Raw genomic sequence first — 18,462 nt, forward strand, 5'->3', positions numbered from 1 at the left:
ACGCCCGCACGGGCACCGCTCGGGCTCGCGCCTAGCGGAAGATGATCGTGCGGGCGCCGTCGAGCAGCACGCGGTGCTCGGCGAACCAGGTCACCGCGGTGGTGAGGGTGCGGCTCTCCTCGTCCTGGCCGATCGCCACCAGCTCGGCGGGCGTTCGGGTGTGGTCGACGCGCACCACGTTCTGCTCGATGATCGGGCCCTCGTCGAGGTCGCTCGTCACGAAGTGGGCGGTGGCGCCGATGAGCTTCACCCCGCGGGCGTGCGCCTGCTTGTAGGGGTTCGCCCCCTTGAAGCCCGGCAGGAAGGAATGGTGGATGTTGATCATCCGCCCCGCCAGCCGCTCGCACAGCTCGGGCGAGACGATCTGCATGTAGCGGGCCAGCACCACGAGCTCGATGTCGTGCTCCTCGACGACCTCGAGCACCCGGCGCTCGAAGGCGGCCTTCGACTCGGGCGAGGTCACCGGCAGCGACTCGAACGGCACGTCGTAGAAGCCGGCCAGGTCGCGCAGCACGCCGTGGTTCGACAGCACCAGCGGGATCTCGACGGCCAGCTGCCCCGCACGGCGCCGGAACAGCAGGTCGTTCACACAGTGCGCCGCCGTCGAGCCGAGCACGAGGGTGCGCAGCGGCCGCCCGACGGTGTCGAGCCGCCAGTCCATCGCGTAGCGCTCGACCACCGGGGCGAGGGCGGCCTCGAACACCTCGCGGCCCGCTTCCGACTCGACCTGCAGGCGCATGAAGAACCGGCCCGTGTCGGAGGAGGAGAACTGCTGGCTCTCGGTGATGTTGCCGCCCGACTCGACCACCGCGCCACTGACCGCGTGCACGATCCCGGGGAGGTCGGCGCAGACGAACGTCAGCACCCAGTGGTTTCTCGGCAGCGACATCGGATCTCCTCTTGCCTGGAACGGGCTCTCCGCTAGAATAGTGAATGGTCGCGCGGTCATCGTCCGGCCACGGGCATGTACGAAGTCGTCGCCGTCTGCGAGAGAAGTCGATTCGCCCCGAGTCGACCTGGCCACGGCGCTTCAGGTCGTCAGGAACAGGCACTCGAGCCTCCTCTGTCCGCCGAATTTCGAGATGTCTTCGAATGGTGCGCACTGCTGTGACCACATTTCTGCCGCAGACCGGGTCGATCCCGGTCGTCAAGCGCTTCCCCTGGGGCGGTCTGATCGTCCTCGCGACCGCCGTCTTCCTCTCGGTCACGGCCGAGATGATCCCGACCGGCCTCCTGCCCGAGATGAGCACGAGCCTCGGCGTCACCGAGTCCCAGACCGGCCTGCTCATCAGCTTCTTCGCCTTCGCGGTCGTGCTCACCAGCGTGCCGCTCAGCCTGCTCTTCCGCCGGGTGCCCCGGCACCTGCTGCTCGTCGGCGTGCTCGTCGTCGTGGCCGTCACCAGCGTGCTCGCCTCGATGGCGCCGAGCTACGAGTTCCTCGTGGCCGTGCGCATCATCGGCGGCATGGCGCACGGCGTGTTCTGGGGCGTCGTCGGCGCGTACTCCGCGCACCTCGTGCCCAAGGAGCAGATCGGCCGCGCCGTCGCCCTCACCACCGGTGGTGGAACCCTCGCGTTCGTGCTCGGCGTGCCGCTGGCCACCGCGGTCGGTCACGCCTTCGGCTGGCGCATCCCGTTCCTCGTGGTCGGGCTCCTCGCCCTCCTGGGCGCCGTGCTGCTCTGGTTCATGCTGCCCCGGGTCGACCACCTCAAGCACGCGGTTCAGGATGCGCGGCTCACCGACGCCGGCCGCCGACGCCGCTTCGTCTGGAACGACAGCATCCCCGCCGTGGCCCTGGTCTGCATCTTCGCCGCCGTCGTCACCGTCGGGCACTACTCCTTCTACACCTACATCGCGCCGTTCATGATCGACCGGATGGGCGTCGCCGAGGGCGACGTCGGCCTGCTGCTGCTCGTCTACGGCGTGGCCGGGGCACTCGGGCTGATCATCGCCGGTTCTGTCTTCGGCAAGCGTCCCTCGACCGGGCTGCTCGTCTCGCTCGCCGTCACGGCGGGCTCGGTGCTCGTGCTGTCGGTCTTCACCGCGAACCCCGTCATCGCGATCGGCTCCTTCGCGCTCTGGGGCGTCGTCTTCGGCATCATCCCGACGCTCATGGCCACGCGGCTGATGCACGTCGCCGACCCCGCCATCCGCGACGCCGCGAGTGCGTTCTATTCGACGGCCTTCAACGTCGGCATCGGCCTCGGCGCCGTAGTGGGGGCGCTCTTCCTCGACACCTTCGGGCTCGAGGTGCTGCCCTGGGTCGACCTCGTGGCCATCGTGATCGGCGCCTCGCTGCTGCTCGCGACCCCGATGATTACTCGCCGCGCAGCCCGCTCCTGAGGTAGGCTGGCCCCGTCGCAACTGGCGTTCAGATGGTCACCATCGGGAAGCGACGGACAGGGATTCGGCCGCGCGCCTGGGTCGATACGAATCCTCCCTTCAAGTCCGTCACGCCGAAAAGGAGCCCGTCATGTCCGACACCTTCAATCTGCCCCTGGCCGAGGTCGATCCCGAGATCGCCGAGGTGCTGAAGCTCGAGCTCGGCCGCCAGCGCGGCACGCTCGAGATGATCGCCTCCGAGAACTTCGTGCCCCGCGCCGTGCTCGAGTCGCAGGGCTCCGTGCTCACCAACAAGTACGCCGAGGGCTACCCGGGCCGCCGCTACTACGGCGGCTGCGAGTTCGTCGACATCGCCGAGGAGCTGGCCATCGCCCGCGCCAAGTCGCTGTTCGGCGCCGAGTACGCCAACGTGCAGCCCCACTCCGGCGCCACCGCCAACGCGGCCGTGCTCTCGGCCATCGCCACCCCGGGCGACACCATCCTCGGCCTCGAGCTCGCGCACGGCGGCCACCTCACCCACGGCATGAAGCTCAACTTCTCGGGCAAGCTCTACAACGCCGTCTCCTACGGCGTCGACCCCGAGACCTTCCTGGTCGACATGAACGTGGTGCGCGAGAAGGCCCTCGAGCACAAGCCGCAGGTCATCATCGCCGGCTGGTCGGCCTACCCCCGCCAGCTCGACTTCGCGGCCTTCCGCGCCATCGCCGACGAGGTCGGCGCGAAGCTCTGGGTCGACATGGCGCACTTCGCCGGCCTCGTGGCCGCGGGCCTGCACCCCTCGCCCGTGCCCTTCGCCGACGTCGTCTCGTCGACCGTGCACAAGACCATCGGCGGCCCCCGTTCCGGCTTCATCATCAGCCGCGACACCGAGCTGGCCAAGAAGCTGAACTCGAACGTCTTCCCCGGCCAGCAGGGCGGCCCCCTGATGCACGTCATCGCCGCCAAGGCCACCGCGTTCAAGCTCGCGGCCGAGCCGGAGTTCAAGGACCGCCAGGTGCGCACGCTGAGTGGTGCGCGCATCCTGGCCGAGCGCCTCGTCGCCGACGACACCCGCGGTGCCGGCGTCGACGTGCTGACCGGGGGAACCGACGTGCACCTCGTGCTCGCCGACCTCCGCACCTCGGAGCTCGACGGCCAGCAGGCCGAGGACATCCTGCACGAGGTGGGCATCACCGTGAACCGCAACTCGGTGCCCTTCGACCCGCGCCCGCCGATGGTCACCTCCGGCCTCCGCATCGGAACGCCCGCCCTCGCCACCCGCGGCTTCGGCGACGTCGAGTTCACCGAGGTGGCCGACATCATCGCGACGGCCCTCAAGCCGGCTCCGGATGTCGAGTCGCTGCGCGCCCGCGTGCTCACGCTCACCGACGGGTTCCCGCTCTACCCGGGCCTCGAGCAGTGGTAGCCGAGCGCCTCGACGGGGTCGCCACCGCGACCGCGTTGAAGGACGAGATCCGAGCGCGGGTCGACGCCCTGCGCTCTCGCGGCATCCACCCGGGGCTCGGCACGCTGCTCGTCGGCTCCGACCCCGGATCGATCTCCTACGTCGCCGGCAAGCACCGCGACTGCGCCGAGGTCGGCATCGAGTCGGTGCGGGTCGACCTGCCCGACACGGCCACCGAGGCCGACGTGCGGGCTGCCATCGAGCAGCTGAACGCCGACGACTCCGTCACGGGCTACATCGTGCAGCTGCCGCTGCCGAACGGCATCGACGAGAACGCCATGCTCGAGCTGATCGACCCGGCGAAGGACGCCGACGGCCTGCATCCCACGAACCTCGGCCGCCTGGTGCTGGGCGTCGGCGGCGAGCTCGACTCGCCGCTGCCCTGCACCCCCGCGGGCATCGTCGAGATGCTCGGCCGCTACGACGTGCCGCTCGCGGGCAAGCACGTCGTGGTCGTCGGCCGCGGTCTCACGGTCGGGCGTCCGCTCGGGCTGCTCCTGACGCGCAAGGGCGTCGACGCCACCGTCACCCTCACCCACTCGCGCACCACCGACCTGGCCGCCGAGGTGCGCCGGGCGGATGTGGTGGTCGCCGCCGTGGGCGTGCCCGGTCTGATCCAGCCCGACTGGGTGAAGCCCGGCGCCGCCGTCCTCGACGTGGGCATCACGCGCGTGGTGAACGAGGAGACGGGCAAGGCGCGGCTGATCGGCGACGTCGACCCCGGTGTCGCGTCGGTGGCCGGCTACCTCTCGCCGGTTCCCGGCGGGGTCGGGCCGATGACGCGGGCGATGCTGCTGGCCAACGTGATCGACGAGGCGGAGCGCCGGGCGCGCTGACGCCGTCCCGCCTGTCGGCCTGGCGGGTCGGCTCGAGGCCTCGGCGGGTCGACCGGGCCGTCCTAGGGTGGACCCATGCGCGCACCCACCGGAGACCAGTACCGCCTCGAGCTCGAGGCCGAGGGGCGCCGGGTGGTCGCCGTCGTCACCGAGGTGGCGGCGGGCATCCGCTCGCTCTCGATCGACGGCGTCGACCTCGTCGAGCCCTTCGCCGAGTCGGCCATCCCGCCGGGCGGCGCCGGCATCGTGCTCGTGCCGTGGCCGAACCGGGTCGCGGGCGGGCGGTGGACGCTCGACGGCGAGCCGCAGCAGCTCGACCTGACCGAGCCGAAGGCGGGCAACGCCATCCACGGACTGCTGCGGAACACCGCGTACCGCGTGCTCGAGCAGGAGCCGCATCGGGTGCTGCAGGCGGCGACCGTGCACCCGCAGCACGGCTACCCGTTCCTCGTCGACACGACCGTCGAGCACCTTCTGACGCCCGACGGGATGACGGTGACGCACACGCTCTCGAACGCCTCGGCGACGGCGGCGCCCGTGGCGGTGGGCGCGCATCCGTATCTCAGGGTCGGCGACGTGCCCGTCGACGAGCTGACCCTCACGGTCGACGCGAGCACCCGATTCGTCACCGACGACGCGCAGATCCCCGTGTCGGAGGAGCCCGTCACCGGCACCGAGTACGACCTCACCGCCGGGCGGCGCATCGGCGACCTCACGATGGACCAGGGCTACGGCGGGGTGCGGGTGACGGATGGCCGGAGCCGCTACCGGGTCGAGGCCCCCGACGGCCGTGCGGTCGAGCTCTGGGCCGACGCCTCCTTCGGCTATGCGCAGGTGTTCACCCCGCCCGCGTTCGCGTCGATCGACGGGCCGCGGCGGGCCGTCGCGATCGAGCCGATGACGGCGCCGGCGAACGCGCTGAACAGCGGTCAGGGGCTGCGTTGGCTGGCGCCGGGGGAGCGTTGGGAGCTCAGCTGGGGCATCCGCCTGACCTGACGCTCTGAGCCGTTGTCAAGCCCCTTCTGCGTATTTTGGGGAGCAAATAGCGCCGCGTTAGGCTGTTTTTCCAGGAGTACGGAAGTGGGCTCCTGAACCTTTTGGGAGCGTGGCTTGGGCCTGTTGATCTATGGGCCGATGTCGGCGGAGATCGAGATGGACGACCGCCTGCTCGCCCATCTGCGCCTCGTGATCCTCACGAAGATGCGCAATCACGAGGCGTTCTCGCTGTCCTGGACGATGGAGCCGGCTCAGGGGAGCGGCCGCGAGACGCTGTGGGTGCATCCGTCGATCCCGCTGCGGTTCCGCTTCTACGGCAGCCGGCCCGCCGCCATCAACCGGGCGTGGATCGAGCTGATGGTGCAGGCGGCCAACCGGGGCGATCTGCGCATCATGCCGGAGCCGGCCGCCGACGTGGACGGCTGAGCCTCCGCGGATCGATAGGCTCGGCCTATGACTGAGCTCAGCCCGCCGCCGCGGCGCCGACGGTGGCTGACGGCGGTCATCGCCGTGGTCGCCGTCATCGTCTACGCCGTGGTCGTGCTGCTCTACGCCGGTGGGCTTCGAGCGTCGAGCAACGAGTGCGAGACGGTCATCGACGGCGCCGACGGGGTGACGGTGCTGCTGCAGCCTGCCGCCGTGCACGCGGCCGAGCAGCGGCTCGAGTTCCAGGTGACCCTCGACCCCTCCGACAACTTCCTGTCGCTGGACGGCTACACGGCGAAGCAGGGCATCAGCCTCCTGACGTTCCCGGTCGACGGCAGCCTGGTGCAGTCGTTCGCCGAGGGGGAGGCGCTGGCGAGCTCGACCCAGTCCGACTACGCGGCCGGGGTCGTCGAGGAGTGGCCGTTCGACAGCTACGAGGCCGACCTCACCACCTACGCGTTCACCGGCTCGGGTGCCGATGAGCTGGCGCTGCCCACCACCGTCTGCCTGCACGACTCGGTGCCGGGATGGCAGCTGGAGATGCACAAGATCGACGACACCGACAACAAGGTCGACACGGCTCAGGGCAAGGTCACGCTGCCGATCGTCGTCATCACCGCCACCCGCTCGGCCAGCACCGTCGCCTTCGGCATCGTCTTGCTCGGCCTGATGGCGATCGTTCCGGTACTGGTTCTCTTCGTGGCGATCAGCGCCTACACCGGCCGCCGCAAGGTCGAGGCCACCCTCACCAGCTGGATCGGCGCGATGATCTTCGCCACGATCCCGCTCCGCAACTTCCTGCCCGGCTCGCCGCCGGTCGGCTCGTGGATCGACTACCTCGTCGTGCTGTGGGTGATCGTCGGCCTCGTCACGGGCCTCACGATCTACATCCTCGCCTGGAACCGGTGGGGCACCCGGGCCTCGCCCCGCTCAGCGCACGAAGCCGAGCAGCCCCAGCACTAGCGCCGTCGCCACGGCCGCGGCTGCGGTGAGGCCCACGAAGGCCGCCACCCAGAGAACGGCGGGCACGTGCGTGAGGCGGGCGAGGGCGTCCGCGTCGGACGTGCCCCTGGCTCGCCTGCTGAAGCCGAGTTCGACCGACGACCGCACGGCCCCCGCCACGAGCACGAGGCACAGCACCAGTGGCAGCGCCGAGCCGATGCCGCTCGGGAGCAGCAGCAGGCCGCCCACCAGCACCGCGGCCGTACCGATCACAACGAGCGTTCCGACGACGTTGCGCACGAGCACCAGCGCCACCAAAAGGAGCACTCCGAGCCCGGCCGCCACCGCGACCGCGTGCCCCTCCACCGTCAGCCACACCCCGGCCAGCCCCAGCAGCCCCGGCGCGGGGTACCCGGCGGCGGCCGTCAGCACCATCCCGGGCCCCCGGGGTCTCCCGCGCGACACCGTCAGCCCGCTGGTGTCCGAGTGCACCCGGATGCCCGTCAGCCGCCTCCCCGTCAGCACCGCCGCCAGCGCGTGCCCGCCCTCGTGCGCCAACGTCACGACGAACCGCGCCACCCGCCACGCGGGCGACACCCCCACGACCACGACGGCCACCCCCACGGCGACCGCGACCCCCACCGCGGACGGCGCGGACGCCCGCGCCACCAGCACCTCCCACACCCCGTCCACCCCCGAACGCTACCCCGCCCTCCTCCTGCACAACTGGGCACTTTCCTAGTTGGTCCACACGAGCTTCCGGTGAGCCGAACCCTGGTTCCGAGTCGCTACTATGGGTGCAAGTGGATCGGGAATGCTCGATCGGCGTCAGGCCTCTGGGAATCCCGGAGGCTTTTCGCTGTCCCGGAGGCCCGCCCAGTCAACCCGGGTAGACCTTCAGCCCGTAGCCCGCGGGCTTGCCGGTGGGGGACGTGACGATCTTCGAGCGGATCACGTCCCAGGCGCGATTCGCCTGCTCGCCCCGCACGACGGAGAGGCCGATCGGTCGGGCGATCATATCGGCGAGCTGCAGTCCCGAACTGTTCGCCGACTTCGGGGCGCACCGGAATTCGAGGGTCTGGGCCAGCCCCCGCACCCTCGTCGTTCCCTGCACGCGGCGGAACTCGAGCTCGAGGAGCCGGTCCTCCTGCCGTCCACGGCTCTCGAAGACGACGTGCGTGGTGCGCCCGACCTGATTCCGTTGCTGCAGCTGGAAGAACACCCGCTCGAGGCCGTACTCGAGCGCTACGTGGTACGGATTCTCGCTGGAGCCTCTGCGGTCGACGAACTTCTCCTTGTCGATCACGCACGCCACGACGCCGAACCTCGCGGCCTCGATGATCGAGGTCAGATCCGTCATGAACGCCTCACGGACGTCGGGCCGGAGGAGGATGTCGAACGGGGGCAGCGCCTTTCGGATCTCGCGTTCGTGCAGCACGACCATGTCGTGCCCGAAGTACCGGAACTTCAACCGCTGCACCGCAGGGACGATGCGCTCGACGTAGTCTCGCACCGGAAAGATGCAGAAGGCGAGCACGAACACCGGGAACTGCGGGTTCACCTTGGCCAGCTCGTGGTCGCCGCTCTCGTCGACATAGACGACGTAGTCACCGAACACCACGACCCCTCTCTGGGTAGTGAGCCTAGCTCACTACACGGACGCCCCGTCACCGGGTGGCCTAGGATCGGAGCGTTCGGACGGGCGGGGAGGGGCGCGGGATGAGCGGGTATCCGCCGGCCTTCGAGGTCGGGCCCGGGAGGGCGGCGCCGTCTCGGGTCGGGGACGTGGTGGTGGCGGTGGTGCTGCTCGTGCTGGGCGCGATCGGCATCGCGATGCTCGCCTTCGTGTCGCTGTTCCTGGCGATGGTGTCCGACGGATGCGGCTCCGGCACCGACTGCGACTTCAGCCTGATGGGGGTCGGCTACTTCATCGCGCTCCTGGCGCCGCCCCTCGTCTACCTCGCGGCGATCGTCTGGACGATCGTGCGGCTGACGCGCCGGCGGCGCTCGTGGTGGGTGCCCGTCGTGGGCGCGCTCGCGGCCCTGGCCGTGTGGGGCGCCGGCTACGGCCTCCTGATGGCCAGCCTCAACCGCTGATCGGGGATGTCGGGCGCCGGCAGCCCACCCACGCTCGACACGTGTAGGGCGTAAGCTCCGCCGTGTACGACGCCGCACACAGGGGGAACCACGAATGACACGAACCAGACGCTCGGACCGGACGATCACCTCTCGAAAACTGCGAAGGGTCTCGCTGAGGTTCGCCGTCCCGGCAGTCCTCGCAGCGACGACCTTGGGTGTGGGCGGCCTGGCACTTCCGGCCGCGGCATCCACGTCAACTCCTCCCGCCTCGGAGCGGGCCGACGCCGAGTACGCCTATCTCTCGGGAACCGTCACCTTGGGTGCAGGTCAGACCCCCGGCACCGGCGTGACCGTCCAGCTCCTCGGCGCCGACGGCGGGCTCTACAGCTTCGTTGGAACCGGCCAAGACGGCAGCTTCAAGGTGAGCACGCCCAAGCCGGGGAAGTACCGCATCATCTTCTATCCCTCGACGGGCGGGCCTTCCTTCCCGGGCGCCCGCTACCAGACGCAGTATCTCGGTGGAACGCCTGATCCGTCGAAAGCTCTGGTGACGACGGTCAAAGCGGGGGAAGACCTGACTGGACTCAACATCAACCTCCCGCTCTCGAGCGAAACCCCGACGACCATTTCGCGCCTCGAGGGTGCCGAAAGATACTCAACTGCTGTGAGCGTGTCGCGGAATCACTGGCCTGACAGTGGCGCCGATGCTGTCTGGATCGTGACGGGGGAGAACTATCCCGATGCTCTCTCAGCCGGGCCTGCCGCGATCCGAGGCCACGACCCTCTGCTCCTCACCGAATCGGACAACCTTCCCGCTAAGGTGAAGGCCGAGATCGAACGATTGGGGGCGTCCAAGGTCGTCGTAGTGGGAGGGCCGAACGCCGTGACCGACTCGGTGTTCTCGGAACTCAAGGCGATGGTTCCCGACACCATCCGGATCTCGGGCGCGGACCGATACGAGGTCTCGAGGAACGTGGCCGAGTTCGCGTTCGCCGATCTCGCGAAGGGTGTCTCGCCGTTCATCGCGACCGGTACCAACTACCCGGATGCGCTCACGGCAGGAGCGATCGCCGGGGCGCGCACGTCACCGGTGGTCCTCGTCGACGGGTCGAAGGATTCGCTCGACGAGGCGACGACTGACCTCCTCACGGAGCTCCAGCCCACGGGGCTCTTCATCGCAGGCGGGACGAACGCCGTCTCAGACGGAATCAGCTCCGACCTGGAAGGAATTGCCGGAACCGAGCGGGTTGCGGGCGAGGACCGCTACGACACCGCCGCGCTGCTCGTTCAGAAGTATCAGACTGGCGTCCCGCGCTACGCGTACCTCGTCACCGGTTCGAACTTCCCCGATGCGCTGTCAGCAGCCGCTTCCGCGGGATCATTCGTCCAGCCGTTGTACCTGTCGCAGACCGACTGCGTGCCCGAAAGCGTTAAGGCGTCGATGCTCGATCGTGGAGTCGAGTGGGTCGTGCTGGTCGGCGGTAAGAACGCGCTGAGCACCTCGGTGGAGCAACTCTCCGTCTGCCCGCCTCCGATGGTGGTCGACTGACAGTGGGCGAGGGGCGCCGATCGCAGTGATCACGCGGTGGGCCCGGAGGGGCTCGAACCCTCGACCCGCGGATTATGGGGCCGATGTTCTGGTCTTTCCGTCCGCCGCTACGTCGTACGTCCACCACGAGGAGCTCGCTACCGTCACGCCACTTTTCGGCGCATCCGCACTCGTCGGGGCTTGAACCAATCCGCGGAGGCCATTGCTCCGAATACTTCACCCCGGAACGTAATTGCGTTTCAACCCGTTACATTGTCGGCCCGAAGAGATGGGTCAGTCATGCAACGACGCACGAGTACAGCAGCACAATGGCACTACTACATCGATGAATTCGCGCTGCATCAGCGAGCCGCGAATCTGTCCGAGAAGACTATTCGCAACCGCGAGGAGTGCCTCAGACTGCTCGAGCGACAGTCGGGGCGCACGCCACTGGAAGTGACCAAGCGCGACCTTCTGATCCTGCTCGGACGGCCCAACCCGCGCACCGGCAAGCCACTCGCCGCCGGAACGAAGCAGTCCGAGCGCTCCTACCTGCAGACGTTCTTCGCCTGGATGCACGCCGAGGGATACCGCGACACCGACCCCGCCGCCGCACTCCCGAAGGTGAAGGTGCCGAGGCGTCGCGCGCGGCCACTTCGGGCCGGTCAGGTCGACGACATCCTCGACTCAGGCATCTACAAGCGCACCCGCGACATCGTCACCATTGCCGCGCTCTCCGGCCTGCGTATCGGCGAGATCGTACGGATACGGGGCCAGGACATCGACCACGTCGCCGGCACTCTGCATTCCGTCCGAAAGGGCGGCCTCGAGCACACCGTCCCACTGCACCCACTCCTGCTCGAAATGGCCGCTGAGTATCCGCGTACCGGCTGGTGGTTCCCGACACCCGGCAGCAACAAGCTCTTTCCTAACGGCGGCGGCCACATCCTGATGGCATCCGCGTCCGATCGGATCGGCAAGGCGATCCGATCCGCTGGCATCACCGACGGCCGCCTGACCGGACACTCCTTGCGGCACTTCTACGCCACCACCCTCCTTCGCGAGGGCGTCAACGTGCGCACGGTCCAAGAGATGCTGGGCCACGCCTCGCTCGCCACCACCCAGCTCTACATGGAGGTCACCGACGAGGAGATGGTGGCAGCCGTGGCGAAGATGCCCGCGATCACTCGGCGCCGCGCCTCGCAGCGATCAGCTGCAACCGCCCAGCGGGCACGTCGTGACAGAATAGCCGCGTAGCCCCTTTAGCTCAGTTGGTAGAGCAGTGGACTTTTAATCCATGGGTCGTCAGTTCGAGCCTGACAGGGGGCACTCGACCACCGACAGTCCGCGCGGGCCGGCGCGCTCCGAGAGGAGCACCCTTTCCCGTCCAGCATGACGGGGAGACGGTCTGGCGGTTCCGGGCGGTGAACGTCGGTCGACCCCCGCCGACTCGTTGGCGCCGGGTACTTCGACACCCTTGAGGCCGCCGCAACAGCATGCCACTGAGATGCGCTGCACGGCCTGGTGGAGCCGCAACTCAACACGACGCCGACGGGAGCATGGGGCTGACGCCTACGGCGAGCGCCGACAGAGTCCCGCGGTCTGGCAGAATAGGCGCTCAGTAGCGGCGGGGGAGTCGTCGCAAGGCGTTGGATGGGGTTCAGGATGAGCGATGGTGCTGATAGTGGAGCGGTGGAACTGCCGGTGCGGCGTGGTCGCCGGTGGGTGGTGCCGGCGCTGACGGGTGTGATCGGACTCCTGGTCGGTGTGGGCGTCGGGGTCGGCGCTTCGGCTGGTGTGGCCGCCGTGCACGAGAGCGACGAGGCGGCGGCGGTCGCGACGGCTTCGGCCGCTGCAGAAGAGGGCAAGTCGCGAGAGCTGCTGCTCGCGGTGAACAGCTGCGGGGCGAACCGCTCCTACGCCGTCGTCGGTGATGAGGGGCAGAGCCTGACGATCGAGAGCAGGGGGCAGGACGATTCTGCCGGCGTCGACATCGACCAACTCTTCTGCATCATGGACGCGCTGGACGCTCCGTCCGCCGTCACCTCTCACATGGAGCAGACGACGTCGATGGACGGGCGACAGACAGAAGAGTGGGACGACTACGAAATCTCGTTCTCCTACCACCCCGACCGCGGCATGGACTCGGTCATCACCCTCAACGACTGATGGCCGGAACGACGAATGAGCCCCCCGCTCCGGCCACCTCAAGACGAGGGGCGGAGCGAGGGGCTCTCGTGTTCGAGCGAACGTTGCGGAAAATGGGACTGCCCGACCCAGCCCTCCTAGGCTGCGACGTTCCAGGTTTCGAAGTCGTCCCACTTCATCGGGCTGCCACCGCCCGACACGTTCGCCCCGGCCTGCATAAGCCCGCGGCTCGTGGCGGTGATCAGTGACGAACCCGCATCGGTGGCAGTGACGGACGGATTTTCGTTGATGGTCACCGTGTATACGTTGCCGCTGAACTGCACCATCACCAGATCGCCAACGGCCGCAGTCGCGATTGCCCCTTGGATGGTGGAGTAGGTGCCGGCTACCCGCTTCCGCAGCTGCCACACCCCGGCCGACGTCATGTCGAGCACCACATAGTTCGAGGAGTCCACGTAGCGGACGAGCAGCCCGGACGTGGAAACGTCCGTCGCCACTGGGGGCGCTTTGAAGTACCGCGCCCGCACTGCCCCATCGGCCGACCCGGTGTCGAGCGTCAGCGCCTTTCGAACACTGTTCGTGTAGGTGACGGTCGGTCGCGCGGACAGCGACAGGATTGACCAAGCACCAGCATCACGGTCGTTCCAGGTGAGCGTGTTCTGCCCATCTGGTGCGGTCGTTAGGACTCCGTCGGCGCGATTGAAGTAGTCCGCCGCGTAGGGCGCGGGGATGAGTTTCGTGTAGACCAGGGACGAGTAGGTGCCGACTGCGCCCGACACGATGCCAGCCACGCGGAACGCGAGCTTCGCGAACGACGGCAGGCCGGTGATTGTCTGCGACGTCGAGGTGGAAGCGGTGCGAGACACCGTATTCCAGGTGCCCGTGTTGGTGTTCTGCCACTCCACTCGATAGTCCGTCGGCGTCTCGAGCGGCGCTGTCCACGTCAGCGTCACCTTGCCATTGACGGTCGCGTCCGCAGCTGCAGCCACCGCCTGCGGGATGGTCGCGTTGATGCCGATGTTGTTCGTGACGACCGGGTTGGACAGCGTCTGGGTCACCGTCGATGTCTCGGCGAAGTCATTGAAACGCAGTCGTAGCCCCTCGTGGGTGTACGACGATGTCCCGTTCACGATCTCGAGGGCTGCGGTGTTGCCATAGGTGGTGTTCCGGTCGATCGCAGTGCGCGGCGGCATGAGACGCGCGGCGCGGATCGCCGCCCCCTGGTTGAAGGTGATCTCGTTGCCAACGATCGCGATACATGCGTCGGCGCCGTAGGTATCGGTGTCATCCTTGGCGAACTTGATTCCGGGGCCGAAGTTGCCCGTGATGGTGCAGCCGTCGATGCGGTACCGACCGAACAGCGCTCGAGTGATGAGCACCCCCGCAGCCGACGAATTGCCCTCGCCGTTGTAAGCGATGACGGTATCCGTGACCTTGCCGTTTACACCAGCACCCGGGGCCGCGTGGGTACCATCGAGACCCACACCGCACAGCAGGTTGTAGGAAAAGTTACAGCCGGCCACAATCGCGCCGTCCGAACCGGCGTCCAGGAACCCGTACTGAGAGCCCTTCCCTGAGCAGCCAATGAACTGGTGCCCGCGCGAGCGGTACGTGGCGCCGACAGATGCCACCGTCTCCGTGAAGAAGGCGGAGGTGTAGCAGTCCTCTGCCGCGCAATTCGTGAACCGCACCGGCTCGTCCTGATACAGCCCTGTTCCCAGCCCGAAGCCTGCGCCAGATCCCACTCGCTCGTCGTCGGTAGGCTTCCCAATTGCGTTGGCGCGGTGCCCGCGGCCCGTGTTCTTGGCGAAGCAGTCGACGAAGTCGCCATCCCGCAGGTAGTCGAGCCCGAACGCGGTGGCCCAGGTGTTGACGATGTGCACGGTGTCGAAGCGAGGACGGAGCATGTTTCGGATGAAGATGCCCTTGATCGATCCGTCGTAGGTCGCTCCCGACTTCTGCACCTTCGCGCTGTCCACGGTGAAGCTCGTGAAGTTGTTGTCCGCGAATACCAGGTTGATGTCGACCGTGTCGGCACCACCGGCCATGAAGCGCTGGGTGCCCTCCGGGTGGAACACCGTCTGCGTCGGGCCCTGCCCTCGAACACCAACTCCGGTCTTTGCCTGCGCCTCCTGGGTCTGACGGAAGTGCCCCGCCGGGAATTCGATCTCGTACCCCCGCTGACCGAATGCGGAGCTCGCATCTGCCACGTACAGCGCGCTGAGAGCGTTGATCGCACGCTGGAATACGGCATGGATGGACGCCTGGCCGGTGACATCGAGAGTCTCGCCGGGGTTGAGGAATTCGGTGATGCTCCGCACCCTGGTCGCCGGCGCGAATGAGCCCTTGATGGCCTGTGCGAGGGTCTGAGATGCGGCGCTGTCAGGATCGGCTAGGGCGTCAGAGAGCGCCACCCCGATCGAGGCAGTGGTGGCGAGTTGGGCGAGGGTTTTCTGCGTAGCCATCCGGCACTCCTAGAGGCTCGTGATCTGGGTGATGTGGCCGGTGTCGATGTACCAGACGACGTCGTCGACCTGCGCTAGTGCGGGTGGCCCCGACTCTTCGAGCGGCACGTACCAGACGATCTGAGCGACGACTCCGGGCTGATCAGAGACGCTGTTGAGGTTGCCGCTGATCCAGAGCGGGGCGTTGAGCGTGTGCTCGGCCGAGACCACGAACCGGGAGACGGCGCCGCCTCCGTCGGAGAAGACCTCGTCAGCGATGATCTGGATGGGGTTCGGGACGACGTCGGGGTCGTCGCCGCGGGGCACCTCGATGCACGGGACGCCGGCGCTGTTCAGCTGCACGAAGTCGCCCGAGGGCTTCCCATCCACGAGCGTGACCTCGATCACGCCGCCGATGATCGCCGTCTCGTACTCCGGCGACACTGCTCGCCCGACCGCGAGCGAGAGACGCACCTTGCCCTGCTTGGGCTGGCCGAGGATGTTGGCGTACCGCCATGTCACCCACCCGGTGTTCCAATCGGGCGGCCACAGCGAGCCGGGCATCACCCCGTCGGGCTCAGCCATGCCGGGGCTCGTAGACCGGAGTCACGTCGGAGCCGAGGAGGAACACGAGCCCGGGGTAGCGGGCGACGAGGTTGCGGGCGAGTCCGTAGTAGGCGGCTTCGATCACGGCGATGCCGAGCACGATGAACACCGACTGGGTCTGCGCGTCGAGGTGGAAGATGATGCCGAGCACGGTGGTCACGAGCGCGCCGACGAGGGTGGGGATGGCGGTGCGGACGAAGGATGCCCACAGGTTCGAGACCTCGCCATACTCCGGCGTCTTCGGGATGCCGAGCAGCACACCGAGGATGGGCAGCACCCGCTCGAGCAGCCGCACCGCGAGGTAGTATGCGTTCGTCACCAGCACCACCGCGAGCGCGATGAGGGCGATCTGGAAGTCGCCCGTGAGGTCGAGGCCGATGGTGGCGAGGAGCCACGCGAGGGCCGCGCCGATGCCGTAGGGCACGTAGGTGCGGATGTAGGCGGTGATGGTGTCGTTTGGGGTGGGGTTCACGGGGTGCTCCTTCAGGGCTTGTCGCGGTCCGGGCGTGCCGGGTACGGGGGGAGGTCTTCGGGGGTGAGGCAGGGGGCGTCGATCATGCGGCGCCGGTGGATGGCGAGGGACTCCTCGAGCACGCGCGACCAGCGCGTCCACCAGGAGGTCTCGGCGCGGGCGTCGTCTCGTTCGCGCACCGCGGTGTCGCGCTCCTTGATGGCGCGGTCGACCTCGGCTCGCCGCTTCTGCAGCTGGCCGACGCGGGCGTCGCGGAGGATGTCGAGCAGCTTCGTCGCGAAGCCGCCGGCGAGCACCGCGACTGCGATGGTGACGATTTGCTCGGTCGTCATCGGGGGCTACCTCCGGGGCTCGAAGCTGTACCCGTGGATCTGTACCCGCCGGATGAGGAAGAGGGCCACTGCGATGACGATGGTCGCTATCTGTGTGATGCGGGATCCGTTCGCGGTGAAGTGCAGGTTGATCACGACGAAGAGGTAGATGCCGAAGCCTGTCCAGATGAAGTAGATCGACAGACGCTCGGCCCACCACCACCCGGGCATCACGCTGAGCATCCCGCCGGTGGCGCCCATGATGAACGCCACCGACCAGATGACCGTCAGCACGGGGCCGAGCTCGCCGGCGATCGACTGCGGTGGGGAGAGCAGGGTGCCGATGCCGCCGAGCAGCACCACCGAGTAGATGGCGCCGTAGATCGACTTCAGCGTCCGGGGCTCTCGGACCGAGCGCCAGAGAGCGCGGACACCCACGGTCAGATGCCGTTCGCGTCGAAGCCGCGCTTCTCGCCCGTGAAGTGCTTCCAGAATTCCCGCCACTGGACGGGCGACACCTGGGAGCCGAACCGCTCGCGAGGGGCCGCGTTCTTCTCGTTCGTCGGCTTGAGGCCGTAGACCTGCACATGCGCGAGGACGGCCTGGTCGACGTCGTCGCTCTCGGAGAGCTTGACCGCCTTGCCGTCGGGGAAGATGAGCGCGGTGGTGACGCGGTTCTGCGCCTCGTCGGCGTAGGAGCGCACGACGGTTGCAGTCTTGGTTGCATCGTCGGCGGTTGCGAGGGTGCCGAGGAGGGCGGCGAGCAGGTCGTTGGTCTGCTTCTGCGCGGCGAGCAGGTCGTCGATGTTCGACATGATGATGTCCTCTTCCGTTGCGGTGATGGGGGTGGAGTTGCCGCCGGCGAAGTCGGCGAGGGGGACTTCGGAGTCGTAGCGGATCGCGGAGTGCCACGACTCGGACGCGATGGTGTTGACCATCCCGACCATGCGGAGGATGCGAGCGCGGACCGACATGTTCGACGTGTTCGAATCGATCGCCAGGCCCTGGGTGTGCTCGGAGGCGTACGGCCCGAAGGCCGGGTTGGCCGCAGACGGGGTCTCGCCACGGAGGTAGCGGCCCCACTGGTACCAGACCGTCGAGCGACCCGACTGCGTGTTGGCCGCACTGTCGGCGTAGCGGTCACTGGGGACGCCGTACGGTCGGCCTGCCTCATTCAGCAGGATGCTGATGCCCTCAGCTCGAATGTTCGCGAATGCCCACATGACGCGAGCGAGGAGCGAGCCATTCGGATCGAACAGACCACCCTCCCACTCGACCAGGCCAGTGCCGTCTACCATGCCCATCTGGGGCCTCCTAGGTTGCTGCGGGGTAATCGAGCGGGATGGACACCTTCGAGTTGCCGGTGCCGCCGATGCCGTAGACCCGGATGAGGCCGTTGGCGCCGATGGTCACGAGGCAGGCGCTGGCAGTGCCGCCCTGCGACATCGCCGCGACGATCTCGATCGTCTCCGGCGGCCGGAAGCCCTCGGGCATGGTGCCGAGCGTCGACCCGTCGGCGAGCGCCGCGCTGTACTGGCCGACCCAGGCGCCGCGGACCTGGCCGCGGTAGTCGCGTTCGAGGCGCTCCACGGCGGGGCGGGATGTGATGCCGCCGGCGTGGTTGAGGGTGCCGATGGCGGGGACGCCAGCGATGGCCGTCCAGGCGCCGTCGCTGTAGACGTAGAGGATCTCGAGGGTGGTGTCCCACCAGAGCAGCCCTTCCCACTTCACGGTGGAGGGGTCGTTGCGCTGGGTGGTGGTGCCGACCTTCTGGTTGCCGGTCGTCTCGACGAACGCTCGCAGCCGGTTGAGGTCGGCGACGGTCTGGGTGGGGGTCTTGACGTAGACCGGGCCGCCGTGCGGTGAGGTGTTGGTGAAGCCCACTGG

At 68.2% G+C, this 18,462-nt stretch carries 20 protein-coding genes, 1 tRNA gene and 1 riboswitch; of the genes, 11 read left to right on the top strand and 10 right to left on the bottom strand.

The window, feature by feature from the left end:
• Positions 1-31 precede the first annotated feature (31 nt).
• Positions 32-889 (bottom strand): formyltetrahydrofolate deformylase, encoded by an 858-nt coding sequence (gene purU, locus HQQ85_RS15640; RefSeq protein ID WP_173183432.1) that lies wholly within the window; start codon positions 887-889, stop codon positions 32-34.
• A gap of 218 nt (positions 890-1,107) precedes the next feature.
• Here purU and HQQ85_RS15645 point away from each other — a divergent pair, with 218 nt between their 5' ends.
• The 6 genes from HQQ85_RS15645 to HQQ85_RS15670 all read left to right on the top strand — a co-directional run bounded on the left by HQQ85_RS15645 (position 1,108) and on the right by HQQ85_RS15670 (position 7,008).
• A complete protein-coding gene (locus HQQ85_RS15645) occupies positions 1,108-2,343 on the top strand; it encodes an MFS transporter (protein ID WP_371741932.1) in 1,236 nt (411 codons plus the stop codon).
• Positions 2,344-2,350: 7 nt separating this feature from the next.
• Positions 2,351-2,432, top strand: a riboswitch (ZMP/ZTP riboswitch).
• 41 nt (positions 2,433-2,473) lie between these two features.
• Positions 2,474-3,748, top strand: a complete 1,275-nt coding sequence (gene glyA / locus HQQ85_RS15650) for a serine hydroxymethyltransferase (protein WP_173183434.1) — start codon at positions 2,474-2,476, stop codon at positions 3,746-3,748.
• Positions 3,742-4,623, top strand: coding sequence for a bifunctional methylenetetrahydrofolate dehydrogenase/methenyltetrahydrofolate cyclohydrolase (locus tag HQQ85_RS15655; RefSeq protein ID WP_173183435.1), 882 nt, complete (start codon positions 3,742-3,744; stop codon positions 4,621-4,623). Before glyA ends, HQQ85_RS15655 begins: the two co-directional genes overlap by 7 nt.
• A 75-nt stretch (positions 4,624-4,698) precedes the next feature.
• Complete coding sequence (locus HQQ85_RS15660; RefSeq protein ID WP_173183436.1) at positions 4,699-5,619, top strand: aldose 1-epimerase family protein; 921 nt, start codon at positions 4,699-4,701, stop codon at positions 5,617-5,619.
• A 138-nt stretch (positions 5,620-5,757) separates the two neighbouring features.
• Positions 5,758-6,045, top strand: a complete 288-nt coding sequence (locus HQQ85_RS15665) for a hypothetical protein (protein ID WP_173183437.1) — start codon at positions 5,758-5,760, stop codon at positions 6,043-6,045.
• A 27-nt stretch (positions 6,046-6,072) separates the two neighbouring features.
• Positions 6,073-7,008, top strand: coding sequence for a DUF4436 family protein (locus HQQ85_RS15670; RefSeq protein ID WP_173183438.1), 936 nt, complete (start codon positions 6,073-6,075; stop codon positions 7,006-7,008).
• Here HQQ85_RS15670 and HQQ85_RS15675 read toward each other — a convergent pair.
• Together HQQ85_RS15675 and HQQ85_RS15680 are read right to left on the bottom strand one after the other, a co-directional pair.
• A complete protein-coding gene (locus HQQ85_RS15675; RefSeq protein ID WP_173183439.1) occupies positions 6,976-7,680 on the bottom strand; it encodes a M50 family metallopeptidase in 705 nt (234 codons plus the stop codon). The two genes, HQQ85_RS15670 and HQQ85_RS15675, sit on opposite strands and share 33 nt — an antisense overlap.
• Positions 7,681-7,867: 187 nt before the next feature.
• Entirely contained in the window at positions 7,868-8,608 is a 741-nt protein-coding gene (locus HQQ85_RS15680; protein WP_173183440.1) for a DUF3800 domain-containing protein, read from the bottom strand.
• A gap of 98 nt (positions 8,609-8,706) precedes the next feature.
• Between HQQ85_RS15680 and HQQ85_RS15685 the strand changes: the two genes are divergently transcribed.
• The 5 genes from HQQ85_RS15685 (at position 8,707) to HQQ85_RS15705 (ending at position 12,763) form a co-directional block, all read left to right on the top strand.
• Positions 8,707-9,084, top strand: a complete 378-nt coding sequence (locus HQQ85_RS15685; RefSeq protein ID WP_173183441.1) for a DUF6264 family protein — start codon at positions 8,707-8,709, stop codon at positions 9,082-9,084.
• A gap of 94 nt (positions 9,085-9,178) precedes the next feature.
• Complete coding sequence (locus HQQ85_RS15690; protein ID WP_173183442.1) at positions 9,179-10,615, top strand: cell wall-binding repeat-containing protein; 1,437 nt, start codon at positions 9,179-9,181, stop codon at positions 10,613-10,615.
• Between the two features lie 279 nt (positions 10,616-10,894).
• Complete coding sequence (locus tag HQQ85_RS15695; RefSeq protein WP_216851762.1) at positions 10,895-11,851, top strand: tyrosine-type recombinase/integrase; 957 nt, start codon at positions 10,895-10,897, stop codon at positions 11,849-11,851.
• Positions 11,851-11,923 (top strand) — tRNA-Lys (locus HQQ85_RS15700). The genes HQQ85_RS15695 and HQQ85_RS15700 overlap by 1 nt, the downstream gene beginning before the upstream one ends.
• 363 nt (positions 11,924-12,286) lie before the next feature.
• Positions 12,287-12,763: a hypothetical protein gene (locus tag HQQ85_RS15705; protein ID WP_173183443.1), complete on the top strand. Its 477-nt coding sequence runs from the start codon at positions 12,287-12,289 to the stop codon at positions 12,761-12,763.
• A 116-nt stretch (positions 12,764-12,879) separates the two neighbouring features.
• Here HQQ85_RS15705 and HQQ85_RS15710 read toward each other — a convergent pair whose 3' ends face one another.
• The 7 genes from HQQ85_RS15710 to HQQ85_RS15740 are packed head-to-tail and all read right to left on the bottom strand — an operon-like array spanning position 12,880 to position 18,459.
• On the bottom strand, positions 12,880-15,207 hold the full coding sequence (locus tag HQQ85_RS15710) for a right-handed parallel beta-helix repeat-containing protein (RefSeq protein ID WP_173183444.1): 2,328 nt from the start codon (positions 15,205-15,207) through the stop codon (positions 12,880-12,882).
• A gap of 9 nt (positions 15,208-15,216) precedes the next feature.
• A complete protein-coding gene (locus HQQ85_RS15715) occupies positions 15,217-15,771 on the bottom strand; it encodes a hypothetical protein (RefSeq protein ID WP_173183445.1) in 555 nt (184 codons plus the stop codon).
• Entirely contained in the window at positions 15,764-16,264 is a 501-nt protein-coding gene (locus HQQ85_RS20820; protein WP_216851763.1) for a hypothetical protein, read from the bottom strand. Before HQQ85_RS20820 ends, HQQ85_RS15715 begins: the two co-directional genes overlap by 8 nt.
• A gap of 11 nt (positions 16,265-16,275) precedes the next feature.
• Positions 16,276-16,596 carry a hypothetical protein gene (locus HQQ85_RS15725; RefSeq protein ID WP_173183446.1) on the bottom strand — a complete coding sequence of 107 codons (321 nt, stop codon included), beginning with the start codon at positions 16,594-16,596 and terminating at the stop codon, positions 16,276-16,278.
• A gap of 6 nt (positions 16,597-16,602) precedes the next feature.
• On the bottom strand, positions 16,603-17,013 hold the full coding sequence (locus HQQ85_RS15730) for a hypothetical protein (protein WP_173183447.1): 411 nt from the start codon (positions 17,011-17,013) through the stop codon (positions 16,603-16,605).
• Between the two features lie 2 nt (positions 17,014-17,015).
• Entirely contained in the window at positions 17,016-17,873 is an 858-nt protein-coding gene (locus HQQ85_RS15735) for a hypothetical protein (protein ID WP_173183448.1), read from the bottom strand.
• Between the two features lie 16 nt (positions 17,874-17,889).
• The gene (locus tag HQQ85_RS15740; protein ID WP_173183449.1) at positions 17,890-18,459 is read right to left on the bottom strand and encodes a hypothetical protein; all 570 of its coding nucleotides are present in this window, start codon (positions 18,457-18,459) and stop codon (positions 17,890-17,892) included.
• Positions 18,460-18,462 lie beyond the last annotated feature (3 nt).

This window comes from Herbiconiux sp. VKM Ac-2851, assembly GCF_013205105.1.
GTDB classification, from domain to species: domain Bacteria; phylum Actinomycetota; class Actinomycetes; order Actinomycetales; family Microbacteriaceae; genus Herbiconiux; species Herbiconiux flava.